Annotated in this window: 15 protein-coding genes; 9 read left to right on the top strand and 6 right to left on the bottom strand. The window is 58.6% G+C overall.

Features of this window, described 5'->3' with window-relative positions; translation table 11 throughout:
* Positions 1–14: 14 nt before the first annotated feature.
* From KOL70_RS18360 to KOL70_RS18380, 5 genes are all read right to left on the bottom strand, one after another.
* Positions 15–1,286, bottom strand: a complete 1,272-nt coding sequence (locus KOL70_RS18360; RefSeq protein ID WP_215481285.1) for a sugar ABC transporter substrate-binding protein — start codon at positions 1,284–1,286, stop codon at positions 15–17.
* A gap of 21 nt (positions 1,287–1,307) precedes the next feature.
* Positions 1,308–2,474, bottom strand: coding sequence for a PLP-dependent transferase (locus tag KOL70_RS18365; RefSeq protein WP_104187406.1), 1,167 nt, complete (start codon positions 2,472–2,474; stop codon positions 1,308–1,310).
* Positions 2,461–3,171, bottom strand: a complete 711-nt coding sequence (locus tag KOL70_RS18370; protein WP_215481286.1) for a FadR/GntR family transcriptional regulator — start codon at positions 3,169–3,171, stop codon at positions 2,461–2,463. The genes KOL70_RS18365 and KOL70_RS18370 overlap by 14 nt, the downstream gene beginning before the upstream one ends.
* 334 nt (positions 3,172–3,505) lie before the next feature.
* Positions 3,506–4,291, bottom strand: coding sequence for an SDR family oxidoreductase (locus tag KOL70_RS18375; RefSeq protein ID WP_215481287.1), 786 nt, complete (start codon positions 4,289–4,291; stop codon positions 3,506–3,508).
* A 73-nt stretch (positions 4,292–4,364) separates the two neighbouring features.
* Positions 4,365–5,240, bottom strand: a complete 876-nt coding sequence (locus KOL70_RS18380) for a GntR family transcriptional regulator (RefSeq protein WP_215481288.1) — start codon at positions 5,238–5,240, stop codon at positions 4,365–4,367.
* 250 nt (positions 5,241–5,490) lie between these two features.
* On the opposite strand from KOL70_RS18380, the gene KOL70_RS18385 reads away from it, so the two are divergent.
* From KOL70_RS18385 to KOL70_RS18415, 7 genes are read left to right on the top strand one after another with little or no spacing between them, the layout of a single operon-like run.
* Positions 5,491–6,243, top strand: a complete 753-nt coding sequence (locus tag KOL70_RS18385) for an ABC transporter substrate-binding protein (RefSeq protein ID WP_369974301.1) — start codon at positions 5,491–5,493, stop codon at positions 6,241–6,243.
* 20 nt (positions 6,244–6,263) lie between these two features.
* Complete coding sequence (locus tag KOL70_RS18390; RefSeq protein ID WP_215481289.1) at positions 6,264–6,998, top strand: amino acid ABC transporter permease; 735 nt, start codon at positions 6,264–6,266, stop codon at positions 6,996–6,998.
* Positions 6,995–7,747 (top strand): amino acid ABC transporter ATP-binding protein, encoded by a 753-nt coding sequence (locus KOL70_RS18395; protein ID WP_305798615.1) that lies wholly within the window; start codon positions 6,995–6,997, stop codon positions 7,745–7,747. The genes KOL70_RS18390 and KOL70_RS18395 overlap by 4 nt, the downstream gene beginning before the upstream one ends.
* Before the next feature lie 13 nt (positions 7,748–7,760).
* Complete coding sequence (locus KOL70_RS18400) at positions 7,761–8,936, top strand: M20 family metallopeptidase (protein ID WP_215481290.1); 1,176 nt, start codon at positions 7,761–7,763, stop codon at positions 8,934–8,936.
* Entirely contained in the window at positions 8,933–10,036 is a 1,104-nt protein-coding gene (locus KOL70_RS18405; RefSeq protein ID WP_215481291.1) for a mandelate racemase/muconate lactonizing enzyme family protein, read from the top strand. Before KOL70_RS18400 ends, KOL70_RS18405 begins: the two co-directional genes overlap by 4 nt.
* Positions 10,020–11,189 (top strand): Xaa-Pro peptidase family protein, encoded by a 1,170-nt coding sequence (locus tag KOL70_RS18410; RefSeq protein ID WP_215481292.1) that lies wholly within the window; start codon positions 10,020–10,022, stop codon positions 11,187–11,189. Before KOL70_RS18405 ends, KOL70_RS18410 begins: the two co-directional genes overlap by 17 nt.
* A gap of 9 nt (positions 11,190–11,198) precedes the next feature.
* Positions 11,199–12,143 carry a dihydrodipicolinate synthase family protein gene (locus tag KOL70_RS18415; protein WP_215481293.1) on the top strand — a complete coding sequence of 315 codons (945 nt, stop codon included), beginning with the start codon at positions 11,199–11,201 and terminating at the stop codon, positions 12,141–12,143.
* On the opposite strand, the gene KOL70_RS18420 is transcribed toward KOL70_RS18415, so the two are convergent.
* Positions 12,106–13,167 (bottom strand): gamma-glutamyl-gamma-aminobutyrate hydrolase family protein, encoded by a 1,062-nt coding sequence (locus tag KOL70_RS18420; protein WP_215481294.1) that lies wholly within the window; start codon positions 13,165–13,167, stop codon positions 12,106–12,108. The two genes, KOL70_RS18415 and KOL70_RS18420, sit on opposite strands and share 38 nt — an antisense overlap.
* A 68-nt stretch (positions 13,168–13,235) precedes the next feature.
* Between KOL70_RS18420 and KOL70_RS18425 the strand changes: the two genes are divergently transcribed.
* Both KOL70_RS18425 and KOL70_RS18430 read left to right on the top strand, forming a co-directional pair.
* Complete coding sequence (locus KOL70_RS18425; RefSeq protein WP_215481295.1) at positions 13,236–14,444, top strand: pyridoxal phosphate-dependent aminotransferase; 1,209 nt, start codon at positions 13,236–13,238, stop codon at positions 14,442–14,444.
* 431 nt (positions 14,445–14,875) lie between these two features.
* A complete protein-coding gene (locus KOL70_RS18430) occupies positions 14,876–16,540 on the top strand; it encodes a ShlB/FhaC/HecB family hemolysin secretion/activation protein (RefSeq protein WP_215481296.1) in 1,665 nt (554 codons plus the stop codon).
* Positions 16,541–16,542: the final 2 nt, after the last annotated feature.

Raw genomic sequence — 16,542 nt, forward strand, 5'->3', positions numbered from 1 at the left:
CGGTTTACACGAGATTACTGGCTGGCGAGCCAGGCTTTTTGCTCTTTACTCAGATAGCTGGCCCAGTCCTGCACCATATCTTTGGTATCGTTTTCGCCCAGTAACGTCTCCTGGCTGCTCTCTTTCACGATCACCGAATTGAAATAGCCCCAGCCTTTAAGGTGGGTCGGCATGGTGAGCGGCACATAATTTGGATCGTTCAGCTCCTTAAACCAGCCGGCAAACTGCGGCGTCTGATAGAACGGGTCCTGTTCCGCACCTTTATAGATGGGTAGCGTGCCGACAAACTTCGCCCACGCCAGGTTGTTGGTTTTATTACTGAGGAAGGTAATCAGCGGCCAGGCGATATCGTTTTGTTTACCCTGTTTGAACATCGCCCAGCCGGTATAGCCGATGGTCGGGAAGGCTTTACCGGACGGTCCGACCGGCATGGGCGCCACAGCAAAATCCTCAGCCGCCATGCTATTTTTAATCGCGATCAGCGCGTCCGGATCCTGATCGAGCATCGCGCATTTGCCGGAATAGAAGCCCGAGACAATCTCGTTAAAGCCCCAGTTCACGCTGTCTTTGGGCGCGCCACCTTGCTGATACAAATCGACCAGCAGTTGTGCTCCCTTTATCGCCCCCGGCTGGGTTAAGGTACTGTTGCCGTCTTTATCAAAGAAGGCAGGCGAACCGTTCATCGCCGCCATAAACATCATCCACGCATTGGTTCCCCCAACACCGCCGCGCATGCAGTAGCCGCTGATACCGTTACCTGACTGACTAATACGCTTCGCATCACGGGCAAACTCGTCCATGGTTTTCGGCGGCTCACTCAGTCCTGCCTGCTTAAACAGTTTTTTATTCCAGAACAGCGCCCGCAGGTAAAAACCGTACGGTACCATGGTGGCTTTGCCGTTCGCGGCCCGCGCCATTGCCAGCGTTTTGTCCGTCAGCTGGGCGCTGTCAGGCCAGCTTTTCAGGCGGGGTTCAAGATCCTCCAGCATATTGTTGCTGGCGTATAAGCCTTGCCAGGTATCGGGCATCTCCACCACATCCGGTACCTGTCCGCTCTGTAACATGGTGCCCAGTTTTTCAAATGCCTGACCCCACGGCAGCGAAATCAGCTCAATCTCGGTACCGGGATGCTGCGTCTTGTATTCGTCGAGCATTTTTTGCAGAAGCGCAGTACGTGGCGGGCTGGTAATAACTTCCACCACGGTGAGTTTGGCGGCGAGGCTGCAAAAGGCGCTGCCTAAACCCACGGCGAGTACCAGGGCTTTCAGGGCGAAACGTGTTGTCATGGCTGGTTCTCCGGAGCGTGATTAACGGTGAGTGGCGGCAGCAAGTGCCTGATTCAGATCGGTCCAAAGATCGTCGGTCTCTTCGAGGCCAACAGAGATACGGATCAGGCGCGGCGAGACACCAAAATCCTGGGCTGAATTAAATTCACTGGCCTGATTAATGACCGAAATCGCCGGCATCACCAGGCTCTCGAAACCTCCCCAGCTGACGCCCATGTGGAACAGTTGCAGGGCGTTGCAGAATTGCGGTATGTCGACCTGTTCGGTCACGGCAAAGGAAAACAGCCCGCTGTAACCGCGCAGCGTGGACCATTCAGGGGGATTGAGCCCGGGGTGGCAAACCGCGCTGACCTGCGGATGGTCGCGCAGCTTTTCCGCCAGCTGCAGGGCGCTTTGCTGATGTTGCTTCATGCGTAGCGGCAGCGTGCGCAGGCCACGCATCAGCAAAGACGCTTCGTTCGCAGACAGTTTGCCGCCAAGGAACGGACTAATGTGACGGGCAATGTTGTTGATGTGCTGGTGGCTGGCAATCACCAGGCCGGCCACTACATCGCTGTGGCCGCTGATGTACTTCGAGGCGGAGTGCACCACGATGTCGATACCACACAGCAGCGGCTGCTGAAAAATGGGCGAAGCCCAGCTGTTATCAATCAACGTGACGACGCCCGCATCGCGCGCCAGCGTGGCCAGCTGCCGCAGGTTCTGTTCACTCATCACCCAGCTGGAGGGACTTTCCAGATAGAGCAGGCTGGCGCCGGGCAGCGCGGCGGCTATCGCCGCTTCATCGTCGCCATCAACAAACTGCGTCGTGATGCCGAAACGCTGACAAAAGCCGCGCAAAAAGCGGTAAGTATCGGGATAGACATGATTGACGCAGACCACTTTCGCGCCTGGCTGAACCACACTCAAAATCGCGTTGCTGATGGCTGCCATGCCGCTGGCAAAGGCGAGGCAGGCGTCGCCGCCTTCCAGCGCGGCAACTTTATCCTGTAGCGCTTTGACCGTCGGATTATCAACGCGGGAATAGAGCGGCTGGTCGCTCTCACCGCGAAAGCGGGCGATCATGCTGTCGTAATCGCTGAAGGTAAACAGCGAAGACTGATAAATCGGTGGCGTTACGGCGCCCTGTTCGTGGCGCTGGTCGTGGGTCAGCAGTGTTTGTTGCGCAATAGGTTTAGCGTTTGGCATGGATCACGTCCTTCATGTCGCGTTCGGTGATATCAAGAATCTGGTGGCAAAGGGCGCGCGCGGCCTGGCTGTCGCGGGCGCGGATGGCGTTAAACAGTTCACGGTGCAGGGGAAACGAGTCTGAAAACAGCGCCTGCTCCGGCGGGGACTCGAAAAAGGCGTGCAGCGTGTCGTAGACGCCGTTAAGCATCTGCAACAGCAGCGGATTACCGGCGGCGCGGTAAATGCTGGTGTGGAAAGCCCAATCCTCCGGCCCGGCGGAACCGATAGCCAGGTGCACACGCTCCATCTCTTCCAGCCGCCGTTCGATTTCCAGCAGGTCGTCGGCGCTGGCGCGCTGCGCGGCCAGCACGCAGGATTCGGACTCAATGATGCGGCGCACTTCCAGCGCATGAAGCATGTTGGCGGAGTCGTTTTTAAAGCGCAGAGAGAGAAAGCTGTCATGCAGACCGACTTCCGCCTGCAGAAAGGTGCCGCTGCCTTTTTTGCGCACAATGATGCCGAGTGCTTCCCAGCGCTTGAGCGCCTCGCGCACCGTATTACGGCTGACGCCCAGTTTCTCCGCCAGCTCGCGCTCCGGCGGCAGGCGACTGCCCGGCTGCGCGCCGGCATGCGCCATGTAGCGCGTGAGCGCATCAAGAATCAGCGTATCGCTGCGCGTGGGAATGATGGGATGGAGTTCAGTCGGGTCATGCATCGCTTTGCCTTAATTGGTCCAACATCTCTACCAAAGACATAGCAACCCGCATGCCAGAATCATGAAGCTTTGATTCAGCAGGAGATTTGATGCCGTAATAAGCGCAGATTATGAGATCTGCTGGTGCAAAACCCGCCAGGGTGCACCGTGGTGTGGCGGTGCGGTGGTCTTTTTTTGATTAACCGGGGTGTGAATTCAGCAGATGCAGTGGCACAGCGGCAACGCTCAGCCAGCAAAACCGTTAGCGATGACGTTAAGGTAAAAGAAGAGCATTGTGACCGGTTAAATGGGCAGTCGTCATTGCATGCCCATCTCTTAAAACCGCGATCAGCGGCTAAACGGCATCGATCAGGCCGCCGTCGACGCGGATCACGCTGCCGGTAATGTAGCTGGCAGGCTCACTGGCGAGAAAAGCGGCGGTGGCGCTATATTCGTGTGGCGCGCCGTAGCGGCCCATCGGTATGCTGCGCCGGCTTTGGGCCGCGACGGCAGCGGCGGTGCTGTTTTCGCGCTGCGCCTTCAGCGCATCAAGCTGACTGACGCGCTCAGTATCAATGCGTCCCGGCACCAGGACGTTAACCGTTACACCATCCGCGGCTACCTCGCTTGCCAGCGTTTTCGACCAGCCCAGCAGGCTCATGCGCAGCGCATTGGACAGCGCCAGATTGGGGATAGGCGTGACCACGCCGGACGAGGTGGAAGTGATAATGCGTCCCCAGCCGCGCTGGCGCATGGCCGGCAGCACCTTGTCGCTCAGTTGAATCAGCGCGTCCACCATCACCGCAAACTGCTGTCGCCAGAGTTCACTGGCGGTACCCGCGGCTTTCGCGGGTGGCGGCCCACCTGAATTATTCACCAGAATATCCACTGCGCCCCAGCGCTGGCGAATCGCCTCCAGCACGCTGTCAAAGGTGTCGGGTGCCGCCAGATCCAGCTGGAACGCCTGCGCCTCACCGCCGTCAGCGGTAATGCGCTCCACCGTTGCCTGCAACTTACTGCTGTTGCGCCCGGTTACCGCCACGCGCACGCCCTCCTGCGCCAGTGCCAGCGCGATCGCCTGACCCAGACCGCTGCCTGCACCACATACCAGCGCCACGCGCCCTTGTATTTGCAAATCCATCACTGCCTCCTGATTGTATTTTCAGGATCGTAATGTGCAAAAACAGTGCCGGTTATGCGCCCGGTTTACGCATCTATACCTGATCGAAGGCGAATTGCAGATGCGTTTTCATCAATTCGGCTGCCTGTTGCGGTCGGTTTTCACGCAGCGCGTCGATAATGGCCACGTGCTCTTCGCACCACTCTTTCACCCGCCGTTTGTTTTGGTAGCTGCCAAATTCCAGCAGGCGGCGCAGGCGGTTTTGCTGTTGAATCGCCTGCAGCACAAACAGATTGCCGCTGGCTTCGGCCAGCGATTCATGAAAAGCGGCATCCGTCTCAAAAATATCGCGCGCCGGTACCTGTGTGAGGTCCGGATGGGTAATCAATCGCAGATGCTGTGCCCGCAGGCGCTTCAGCATGGCACGGTCCGCGCGTAATTGCGGGCTGAGCAGGGCGGCTGGCTCAATCATCAGACGAAATCCATAACTGTTGCGCAGCGCGACTTCCGAGTTAAGCGTTTGCTGAAAACGCCAGCCATGTCCCGCATTGCGCGCGATTAATCCGTCTTCCGACAGCTTGACCAGCGTGCGTGTCAGAATGCCGCGATCAACGTCATAGCGCTGGCTGATTTCCGTCTGGGTGAACGATTCGGGCAGGGCACCGGCAATACGATCGCGTACCAGTAACTCGTACAACGTCTGGTCGCTGCTCTGCGGGGGTTCAATGTTCAGCTGCTGTAACTCATCTGCCCCTTTTAGCAGAAAAAATCCCTGATTGGGCCGCGCTTCCACCGCGCCCAGTCGGGTCAATTCTTTAAGTCCTGCCCGCACCGGCGTGCGGGAAACGCCCAGCGCGTCTGCCAGAGGTTGTTCACGTAAGTGCTGACCTGGATCGAATCTTGCTTCATAGATCAGGTCAAGTAGCTGACGTGCAATACGACGGCTGCTGGCGGAGGAGTCAGGCTGCATAGAACGGGATTTCCTGAAATGTATTATTGTCGACTAAAGGTACAATAACATGTTGAGGAAAATGCTGCGATATAAAGCAATGCATGCACGATAAGCGTGCAGAGTGCACCAGGAGAAGACGTTTTTTTATCACCATGATTGTATTTTATGAATCATAAAAACCAATTTAAACGTTTACCAGGAGACACAGATGATCAGCAATTCATTTCGCTCTACCGGTCGGTTACTTGCGCTTGCCACGCTGGCCCTGATGCCCATCATCAGCCAGGCGGCAAGCGATCGCGTTGCCCCAGGCAAACTGACCTACGGCACCGCAGCCACCTTTATGCCGTTCGAGTTTGTGAAAGACGGCAAGCTCACCGGTTTTGATATCGAGTTGATAACCGCGCTGAGTAAGACGCTCAATCTGCAACCCGCAGCCATGCCAATGGAGTTCAAAGGGCTGATCCCGGCACTGCAGGGCAAACGTCTCGACATCATTAATTCAGCGATGTACGTCAATCCGGCGCGTGCGGCGCAGGTGGATTTTGTTCCTTACCTCAAAATCGGCAGTCGCGTTGTGGTGCGTAAAGGCAATCCGGCCGGCATCACCGGGCGCGATCTGTCGTTGTGCGGCAAAAACGTGGCGGTCACCCTTGGCGGTATCGAAGAGAGCCAGGCGCGGGTGGATAACCAGAACTGCCTCGCCGCCAAAAAAGCCGCGATCAATGTCATGACGTTCCCGGCGGCAACGGACTCGGCAGTGGCTGTTGCGCAGGGGCGCGCCGATGCGGAGTTCCTCTCAACGCCGGGTACCGTTGCGTTGTTTAGTGAGAAGCCCGGCGTGTTTGAAGCGGCAGGCGCTGAATTTGAAGCCGATACCCACATCGCTTTTGCGGTCCGTAAAGGCGACAGCGCCACCAAAGCGCAACTGGAACAGGGACTGCAAAACCTGGTGAAAGACGGCACTTACAAGCAACTGATTGAGAAATGGAACTTCCCGGACTCCGTTGCCATTTTTTAATCCGCTGACCGGAGAAAGCTATGTCGATCGATTTAATGTGGCAGTACTTCCTCTCCCGCGAATTTCTGCAGGGCGCGTGGATGACGCTGCTGATTACTCTGTGCTCGCTGTTGTGCGGCGTAGTGCTGGGACTGGTGCTGGCGCTGCTACAGGAAGCGCCATTTCGTGCCGCGAAAGGGCTGGCGTTTTTTTATCTCTGGCTGTTTCGCGGTACGCCGGTGCTGTTCCAGATCATCTTTGTCTACAACGTGTTGCCTGGTTTCGGTCTGCGCTTCTCCGCGTTTACCTGTGCCGTGCTGGCGCTGTCGCTTAATGAGGGCGCCTACATGGCGGAGATATTACGTTCCGGCTTACAGGCGGTAAAAAGCGGCCAGCGCACCGCCGGTATGGCGCTGGGAATGACCCACGCCCAGATCATGCGCAAGATTGTCTTGCCGCAGGCCGCGCGCATCGTGCTGCCACCTATGGGCAATCAGATGATCAGCATGCTGAAGTCCAGCGCGCTGGTCTCCGTGATTGCGGTGCAGGAGTTGTTGCTGGTGGCGAACCAGACCGCCAGCGCCAGCTTCCGCTATTTCGAGGCGCTTTGCGCGGCGGGCCTCTATTACCTGCTGCTGACCTCGCTGTTCATGCTGTTTCAGTCGTGGCTGGAGCGCACGCTCGACCCGAAACAGCGGCGTGGAAAATGGCAAAAGGCCCGGGCGCGCCACCGTCGGTTAACCAAAGCGGCGGATACCGCAGGAGATCTGTCATGAACGAGACAAAACCACCGCTGCCGCTGCTGGAGTTGATTGGCATCGACAAGAGCTTTGGCCGTCAGCCGGTATTGAAGAACTGTTCGCTTAGCGTTCAGCGTGGGGAAACGGTGGTGCTGATTGGGCCTTCCGGTTCCGGCAAATCTACGCTGCTGCGCTGCGTCAATCTGTTGTCACCCGCCGATAGCGGCGATGTGTTCTTCACCCGCCAGAATATCAGCCGGGGAGAAGTGCCGCCGCACCAGTTGCGCCAGCGTATTGGCATGGTGTTTCAGAACTACGAGCTGTTTTCCCATCTGACGGCGGCGGAAAACATCATGCTGGCACCGATGACGGTACTCGGCGTCAACCGCATCACGGCACGCAAACAGGCAGAAGCGCTGCTGGCGAAGGTGCGTATTCACGATCGGGCCGATCATTTCCCCGACGAATTGTCTGGCGGTCAGCAGCAGCGCGTGGCTATTGCCCGGGCACTGGCGATGAAGCCGGAACTGATGCTGTACGACGAACCCACGTCAGCGCTCGATCCGGAAATGATCCGCGAAGTGCTTGATGTGATGGCGGAACTGAGCGCCGAAGGCATGACCAGCATGGTCGTCACCCATGAAATGGGATTCGCGCGCCGTGCCGCCAGTCAGATTCTGTTCATGGAAGAGGGCGAAATCCTGGAGCGCGCCAGCGCCAGCGACTTCTTCAACCGCCAGGTTAGCGAACGCGCCCAGCGTTTTCTCGATCAAATCCTACATTAACAGCGGAGCCATAATGACTATTCACCCGGTTGACAGCGTGCGCATGAAGCGCGACCTCGCCACGCTGGTTGCCATCAATACAGAAAATCCACCCGGTCAGGAGCGCGAAGCGGCAGAGTGCGTGGCAGGCTGGCTGCGCGAGGCCGGTTTTGACCTGTCGTTCAGTGAATATGCGGCAGGGCGCACCAACGTCATCGCGGTTCTGCACAACGGTGCCGGACCCTGCTTCGCCTTCAATACTCATCTGGACACAGTGCCTGCCGGCAGCGGCTGGCGTAGCGATCCCTTTACCCTTACCGAGCGCGAGGGACGCCTGTACGGTCGTGGTGCCTGCGATGCCAAAGGACCGCTGGTGGCGATGGTGGAAGCGCTGCGCCTGCTGGCCGCCAGTCGCCACCGCTGGTCCGGCACGCTGATGGGGGTATTCACCGCCGATGAAGAGGTCGCCAGTGAAGGCGCGAAGTTTTATGTCCGGCAGGCACCGCCGGCTATCGATTTTGCGGTGATCGGCGAACCCACCGGCAACGCCACGTTTTCTGCCCATAAAGGCAGCCTGCGACCGCGCGTCAGGGTGAAGGGCGTAACGGCGCACTCGGGCACGCCAGAGCTGGGGATAAACGCCATCTATCAGTCCGCCAGATTACTGGGTCTGATTGAGCAGTCGCATCAGCAGCAGGTGCGCTGTCGCTGCCACGCGCTGGCGGGCAATGCCAGCCTGACGGTGACGCGCATCCACGGGGGGCACGCTGATAACGTGGTGCCGGACAGCTGCGAGCTGCTCCTCGACCGCCGCATGGTGCCCGGTGAGGACGAGCAGGCGGTGAAGGCCGAACTGCAGCAGTTGCTCGACCACGCGAAAGCCACTGCCGGCGTGGAGGCGGAAATCATCGCCTGGCAGGCCACCACGGGCGGGGCCACCGAGACCGACAGTAACGAAGCGATTGTGCAGCACAGCCTCGCCGCCTGTCGTCGCCACGGGCAGGCGGAACCGGGCCCGTTTGGTTTTCAGGGGGGATGCGATTTAGTGCATTTTCGTTCGCTCGGGGCGAAAGGTGTAGTGATCGGACCCGGCAGCCTGGCGGTAGCTCACAAGCCAGATGAGTTCGTGCCTGTTGAAGAATTTATTGCTGCCGCAGCCATCTACCTCGACGTGGCACTGGCGATGCTGCCGCAGGAGTCTGCAACGTGAAAGCAACGCTTTGGCGCGGTCAGCTGCGCTATGACGCAGTCACGCTGCACACCGCGTCCTCGGGCGCAATCAGCGCGCTGGATACGCTGTGGCTGCGGCTGGACGATGGTACGCGCTGCGGCACTGGCGAGGTGCGGCTCAACATTCATTATCTGCACGGCTACAGCGCCGATCGGGTGCTGGAAAATATCACCAGCGCCCTGGCAGCCTGGAACTGGGCACTGGCACCGCAGGCGATGCTGGAGCGTGTGCATGCGGATGGGGCGGGGCTGCTGGCGCCGGCGCGCATGCTGTTCGACATGGCGCTGCATGATTTACTGGCGCAGCAGGCCGGCGTGAGCCTTGCGCACTGGCTCGGTGCCGCTGCGGCCAGCCCCGGTTACCCGACCAACCAGACGCTGTTCTGGGGCAGTGAAGCGCAAATGCTGACGCAGGCTGAACAGTACGTTGCACGTGGCTTTACCCAGCTCAAACTGCGTACCGGCGTGGCGGATTTTGCCACCGATCTGGCGCGGTTGCGCGCCCTGCGCGCCCGCTTTGGTGAGGCCATCACGCTGGCGATTGATGTCAACGGTCAGTGGTCACTGGCGCAGGCGCACGCCGCTTTTCCGGCGCTGCAGGCGCTGAATCTCAGCTATGTCGAACAGCCGCTGGCACCGGCTAACGATGCCGCACTGGAGCAACTGAGCGGTTATGGCGTGCCGATCATGCTGGACGAGAGCCTGAATAGCCCGGCAGCCATCGGCCAACTGATGGCGGCGAACGGCGCGCTGTGGGGCCATCTCAAGCTGGTCAAGCTGGGCGGCATTGCGCCGACGCTCGCGGCGGCACGGCGCCTGCAGGCGGCCAGCATCCCTTTCATGATAGGTCAGATGAACGAAGGCCATGCGGCAACAGCGGCGGCGCTACAGGTGTGTCGAGCCATGCAGCCGCGTTTCGCAGAGCTGTACGGTGCCGATGGCCTGATAAACGATGCGGTGAGCGGCCTGCATTATCAGCAGGGCACTGTATTCATAAATGATTTACCCGGCCTGGGCGTGCATTTTGATGCCGCGCGCGCCACTTTTCTCCAGGAGTCTGGTTATGCAACAGCTGAATAATGTTATCCAGGGAAGTGAATCCGCCTTTAGCGCACAGGAGTACGCACAACGCATCCAGCGCACCCGCGAACGTCTCAATGCGGCCGGCGTTGATGTGATGATTGTGACCGGACCAGAAAATATCTTCTGGTTAACCGGTCAGCAAACACCGGGCTATTACACCTTTCAGGCGCTGGTGCTGCCAACAGAAGGGGATCCGGTGTTTGTTATCCGCCAGCTCGAATACTTTAACTTTATCGCCAACACCTTTATCTCAGATGCCGCCATCTATCAGGATGGCGATAACCCGGTTGATTTTCTCGTTGCCCTGCTGCAGCAGCGCGGCTGGCATAGTAAGCGTGTCGGGCTGGACAAACGCGGCTGGTTTTTGCCGGTAGCCGTGTATGAGGCACTACAAAGTCGTATCGGCAGCCTCGCCGATACTGCCGGGGTGATTGAGCCGCTGCGCGCAGTGAAATCGACGGCGGAAGTGGAAAAGATCGCTCAGGCGGCGCGCTACGTTGACGCCGGCATGCAGGCCGGTATGGCTGCAGTGCGCGCCGGGGCGGATGAAAATGCGCTGGTCGCGGCCATGATGGGAGCCGCCATTGCGGCCGGATCCGAGTATGTCGGGATGGAGCCGCTGGTTTCCAGTGGCCCACGCAGCGGTGTGCCTCACGGAACCTGGCGTCGTCGCGTGTTGCAGGATAATGAGCCGGTCTTTCTGGAGATGGCTGCCGCGCACGATCGCTATCACGCCGCGCTGATGCGCTCGGCATGGCTGGGGCGGCCTCCTGCTATTGCGCTGGAAATGGAGAAAGTGTGTCAGGAGGCGCTCCAGGCGGCACTGGATGCCATTCGGCCGGGCGCAACCTGTGCCGCACCGCACATAGCCTGCCAGCAGGTGATCGATCGCGCGGGCTTCACCGACAACTTTAAAAAACGCACCGGCTACTCCATCGGTGTCTCGTTCGCGCCGGACTGGGGCGAGGGCGGCATTCTCAGCCTGTACAGTGGCGTCAACACCGAACTGCAGCCAGGCATGACCTTCCACATCCCCCCGGCGCTGCGTATCTACGGCGAGTTTACGGTTGGCGTTAGCGAAACCGTGGTGGTGACGGAAACCGGCTATCGCCAGCTCGGTTCGCTGGCTCGCCCATTAACCTGCTTATAAGGAAACCCGATGAAAGACATCAGCGAATGCCGTGAACGCCTGCGCGGTATCTTTAACATTACCGTGACGCCTTTCAGCGCCAGCGGCGACATTGACTTCGGCGCCCAGCGCGAAAATATCGAACGCGTCATCGGCCTTGGCTACGACGGCCTGTTAATTGGCGGCACTTATGGCGAATTTCCGGTGATGTCAGTGCCAGAACGCCGTGCGCTGTTTCATGCCGTGATGGACTGCGTGCAGGATCGCGTGGCGGTGATGCTGTGCAGCGCCAGTGCAGATCCGCGTGATGCCCGCGAGCTGACGCAGCTGGCCGGTGATCTGGGCGGTTTGCCGATGGTCACCGCGCCTTTTGTCAGCGAAATTACCGACGCGCAAATTCTTGCCTATTTTGCTGAGATGGCACCGCTGTCGAAAACCGGCATTCTGGTTTACAACGCGCCAGGCATTGGTATCACCCTGTCACCGGCACTGCTGGAGCAACTGGCGGCGATACCGGGTGTGGTGGGCATCAAACAGGGCGATCTGAATCCAACCGCCATCGATCAGATTGCCAACCGGCTGCGCGGCAAACTGCGTCTATTTTGTGCCTCCGATCTGGCCTTTGCCGGCCCGATGATGGCCGGATTCGATGGCATCAGTACCACCAACAGCGGCGCGCTGCCGGAGCTCATCCTTGCCTGCTATCGTGCGCTGGAACAGGGCGATGCCGCCACCGCGCGCGATCTGCATCAGCTGTGGTTTGACTATCGTACGCTGGCACGCCAGCACGGCCAGCCGCAGCTGGTGAAAGCGGCAATGGCGCTGCGCGGTTTCAATGGCGGCACGGTGCGCGCACCGCTGCAGCCGATCTCGCCAGACGCGCTGGTTGCGCTGACCAGCGTCATGCAACGGCTGGCCAGCGACGGACGCAGCGGGGTTACGCTGGCGTCACCAGCGCCTGCAGAAAGGCCGTAAACAGCGGGTGCGGTGCATCCGGGCGCGACTGTAGCTCCGGATGCCCCTGTACCCCCTGCCAGAAACGGTGATCGGCCAGCGCAATGCCTTCGATGATGTCATCAGTCTGGGCGATAACCTGCACGCCGCTTGCCAGCAGCGGCGGCAGCAGTTGCGGATTAAAGCGATAGCGATGGTTGTAATGCATCAGGTTAAACGGCTCTGCGGCCGGGTATGGCAGCAGGCCACAGCGATGGCGACCATCGGCAAAAGGAATAAAGCTGTGCACCGCGGCCTGCGGTGCCACTTCTGCCAGCATGGCCTGGCTGAGCTCTGGGTGACGTTGTAACGCAGCCGTGCACATGCTCTGCATGCCGAGGCACAGGCCCAGTGTGGGAATGTTGCGCTGCCGACTGGCATGCGCCACGGCGATTTGACCGCGCACCGCTGCCGTCGAGGCACCTCCCGGTAGCAGAATGCCGTGCACTTCGTCGAGTTCGGACAGCTCATCTGACAGTGCGGCGGGAGCGAAAAAGTGAATATCCACATCGAGCGCCAGCGCCCGGGCTGCGGCGTAAAGCGCATCGAGAGTGGCCGGATAGCTGTCACGCTGATCGTGCTCGCGCGCTATCAGACCAATACGCAGCGCGTGGCGGCCGGGGGGCGGTGAAGTCAGGGTATGTTGCAGCAGGGTGTCGCTGCCATCCTGCAGCCGCATTGTCGTCTCACAGGAAAGCGCCTTGAGGCGCTGGCCTGGCAAATGAGCAATGCGCGCTTCATCCGCCTGCGCCATGACGATTACGGCTTCGTTCGCAGGCAGCAGGGTTACATCGCGGACTTCGTGCTGCAGTGTATCGCTTCGATACAGTCCGCTGGTGACGCAGTAACCTGCCGCCGCGACATGCTGATGGCTATCGGGAAAATCGCCGGTGAAACCCGGGCGCAGGCTCCATAACGGTAACGCCAGCTGATTGGCATACAGGCTGGCAAGCAGCCCAAAGCGCGCCGGAACGCGGGCATCATCAACAATGAAAATAGGTAACACGGCACTCTTCCTGCTGGGATGGGGTGATTAATTGTATTAGTTGATTCAGGATATACAAAAGAGGATTTATGAATAGTCAGCTACTGGCCCGTCGCATGCAGCGCGTCCGTCCATCTCCTACCGCCGCGATTTCCGATCGGGTGCGTGCGCTGGAAGCCGCCGGCAAAGCGATAATCAACCTCGGCGAGGGAGAACTCGATTTTGCCACGCCGGACAGCATCAGCTATGCCGGTATTGCCGCCATTGTGCAGCAGCAAACCAAATACACCGCCGTTTCCGGTACGCGCGAACTCAAAACGGCGATTGCCGCCAAGTTTGCCCGTGATAACCAACTGCATTTTAGCGCTGAGCAGATCATTGCCGGCAGCGGTGCCAAGCAGCTGATCTTCAACGCGCTGCTGGCTACGCTGGATGCTGGCCAGCAGGTGATCATTCCTGCCCCTTACTGGGTTTCCTATCCGGATATGGTGACGCTGGCGGAAGGCGAACCGGTGATCGTGGCCTGTGACGAACAGCACGACTGGAAGCTGCAGCCGCAACAACTGGCTGCCGCGCTGACGCCGGCAACGCGTTGGGTGATTCTGAACTCACCGGGTAACCCGACCGGTGCGGTTTACAGTGCGCAGGAGTTACAGGCGCTGGCTGAGGTGCTGACTGATCACCCCCAGGTGTTAATCATGGCGGATGATATTTACGAGCCGTTACGCTACGACGCCACGCCATTCAGCACTTTTGCCGCGGCGGCCCCGCAGCTGGCTGACCGCACGCTGACAGTCAACGGTGTCTCAAAAAGCCATGCCATGACCGGCTGGCGGCTCGGATATGCTGCCGGTCCGGCATGGCTGATTAACGCGATGCAGATTCTGCAGTCGCAGAGTACCTCTAATCCCAGCAGCATCTCGCAGGCAGCAGCGGTTGTCGCGTTGCAGCAACCGACCGAATTTCTGGCAGGCTGGCTCGCTACGCTTGATCGGCGACGTCAGCAGGTGCTGACAATGATCGCCACCAGCAATGGCCTCAACGCCCGGGCGCCGCAGGGAGCATTCTATATTTTTGCCAACTGCCAAAAGTTACTGGGATGCGTGACGCCGCAGGGAGAAAGGCTCGAGGATGATAGCGCGCTGGCCAGCTGGCTGTTGCAGGATGCACAGGTTGCGGTGTTGCATGGATCGGCATTCGGCATGCCGGGTTATTTACGCATTGCCTACGCGGTTGACGATGCGTTGCTGGAGCAGGCGTGCGCGCGGCTGAAATCTGCGGTGGCAAAACTGCGCTGATGTCCGCCATGAGAGATTGATACACGAGCGGATGCTGGCATGCATCCTCCCGATCGCCAGTAATGGCGATCGGGTGAGGCAGGTGCGTGGTTTCAGCAACAGTAAAAGTCCGCATGACGCAACACTGCGGCGTCAGCGCAGATTGCCGTGGCGCTTATCAATACGGCACCGTTTCCTTACCGGGCAGGCCTCATCTCATTCATCCCGCTTAATCTGGAGTGATGCCTCCATCGCGCGATATTAATGATTAAATGGCCGCTGCTGATTTTCTGTTGCTTATTTGCGTTAGGTAAAGTTGTTTTTATCACTTAATTAAAACTGCATGATGTTTATTGTTTTTTCCTGGTAAGCGGAACTGTCTGATTGTTTAGGTGATATTCTGCGCAAAGAAGCTTACAAAACCTTTACAATTAATTTTACTTAAGTCTTTGATGATGGCAAAAATAAGGATATTGCTGGCGCTGTCTATTATTATAGCGTCAGGCCAGATTATCGCTGCCCCTTTGACACCTGGCGACCGCGATTATCTGCAAAACCAACAACAGCAGCGACTGGAACAGGATCAGCAGCAGCGCGATGCACTGTGGCATGCTGTGGCACCGCTGAATGCGCCGGACGCCTCCCCGGCGGGCCCCGGACCCTGTTTTCCGATCCAGCATATCCGTCTGCAGCACGTCACGTTGATATCCGATCGTCAGCAACAGGCGCTGACGGCACCTTATATCAATCGCTGTCTGAATTTGAGTGAAATTAATGCGCTGGTACATGCGGTCTCTGACTGGTATATGCAACGTGGTTACATTACCAGCCGGGCGTTTTTAGCCGAACAGGATCTGTCGCATGGGCAGTTAATTATTCCGGTGCTGGAAGGAAAACTATTCGCTATTCGCCTCGACGGGGCGCAGCCGACGATGTTAAAGATGGCTTTTCCTCATATTGAAGGAAAAATACTTAACCTGCGCGATATTGAGCAGGGTATGGAGCAAATTAATCGCCTGCGTCGCACCCCGGTACAGATTGAAATTCAGCCTGCGCCGCAGCCCGGTTATTCAGTGGTGAACCTGACGACAGCGGCAGAATTTCCGCTCAGCGCCGCGCTGGGATTTGATAATAGCGGACAAAAAAGCACCGGTGTCGGTCAGTTAACCGCATCGCTGACCGGCAACAACCTGCTGGGGCTGGCGGATCGCTGGTTTATCAGCGGCGGTCGCAGCAGCGCATTCAGCGAGTGGCGTGACGCGCAGAATGTGCAGGCGGGTGTCAGCGTGCCGTATGGCTACGGCCTGCTCGACTATAGCTATAGCTGGAGCAGTTATCACAGTCACTTTGATAACAATGGTTTCACCTGGCTGAGTAACGGCGACAATATTGCGCATCGCCTGAATGGTTCATGGGTGTTGTTTCGCAACGGTGAAATCAAAACCAGTTTGCAGCTCGGCCTGAATCACTACACCAGTCACAACTATCTCAACAATACCCTGTTGCAGAGTAGCAGTCGCAAAATCACCAGTACCCAGATCGGATTCAACCATACGCAAAAGGTGTTCGGTGGCGTGGCAACGCTCAACCCAACCTTTAGCCGCGGTACGCCGTGGTTTGATGCGGAAAGTGATGCCGACAAAAGCGGGGACTTACCGCGGGCGCAGTTTCGCAAGTGGAGCCTGAGCGGCAGCTTTCAGCGACCGGTTTCGGACAAGTTATGGTGGCTCAGCAGCGTATACGGCCAGTGGTCACCGGATCGGTTATACGGCAGCGAACGCCTGACGCTCGGCGGCGAAAGCTCAGTCAGGGGCTTCAAAGAACAATACCTGTCAGGCGACGCAGGTGGCTATTTGCGTAATGAACTGGATTATACCCTGTTCACCTTGCCGTTGGTCGGTGACGTCAGCGCCCTGGCGGCGGTGGACGGCGGCTGGCTGAAGAGCGATGCGCAGAACCGCGAGTCTGTTGGCACGATATGGGGCAGCGCAGTGGGGATCAGCACCCGCAGCCGTTTCTTTTATACCCAATACACGGTCGGTTTTCCGCTCAGTTATCCCGGCTATCTGCAACCGGATCACGTTAGCATTTATGCCCGGGTCGGGCTGGTTTTTTAAGA

The organism is Pantoea sp. B270 (genome assembly GCF_018726825.1).
Taxonomy (GTDB): domain Bacteria; phylum Pseudomonadota; class Gammaproteobacteria; order Enterobacterales; family Enterobacteriaceae; genus Pantoea; species Pantoea dispersa.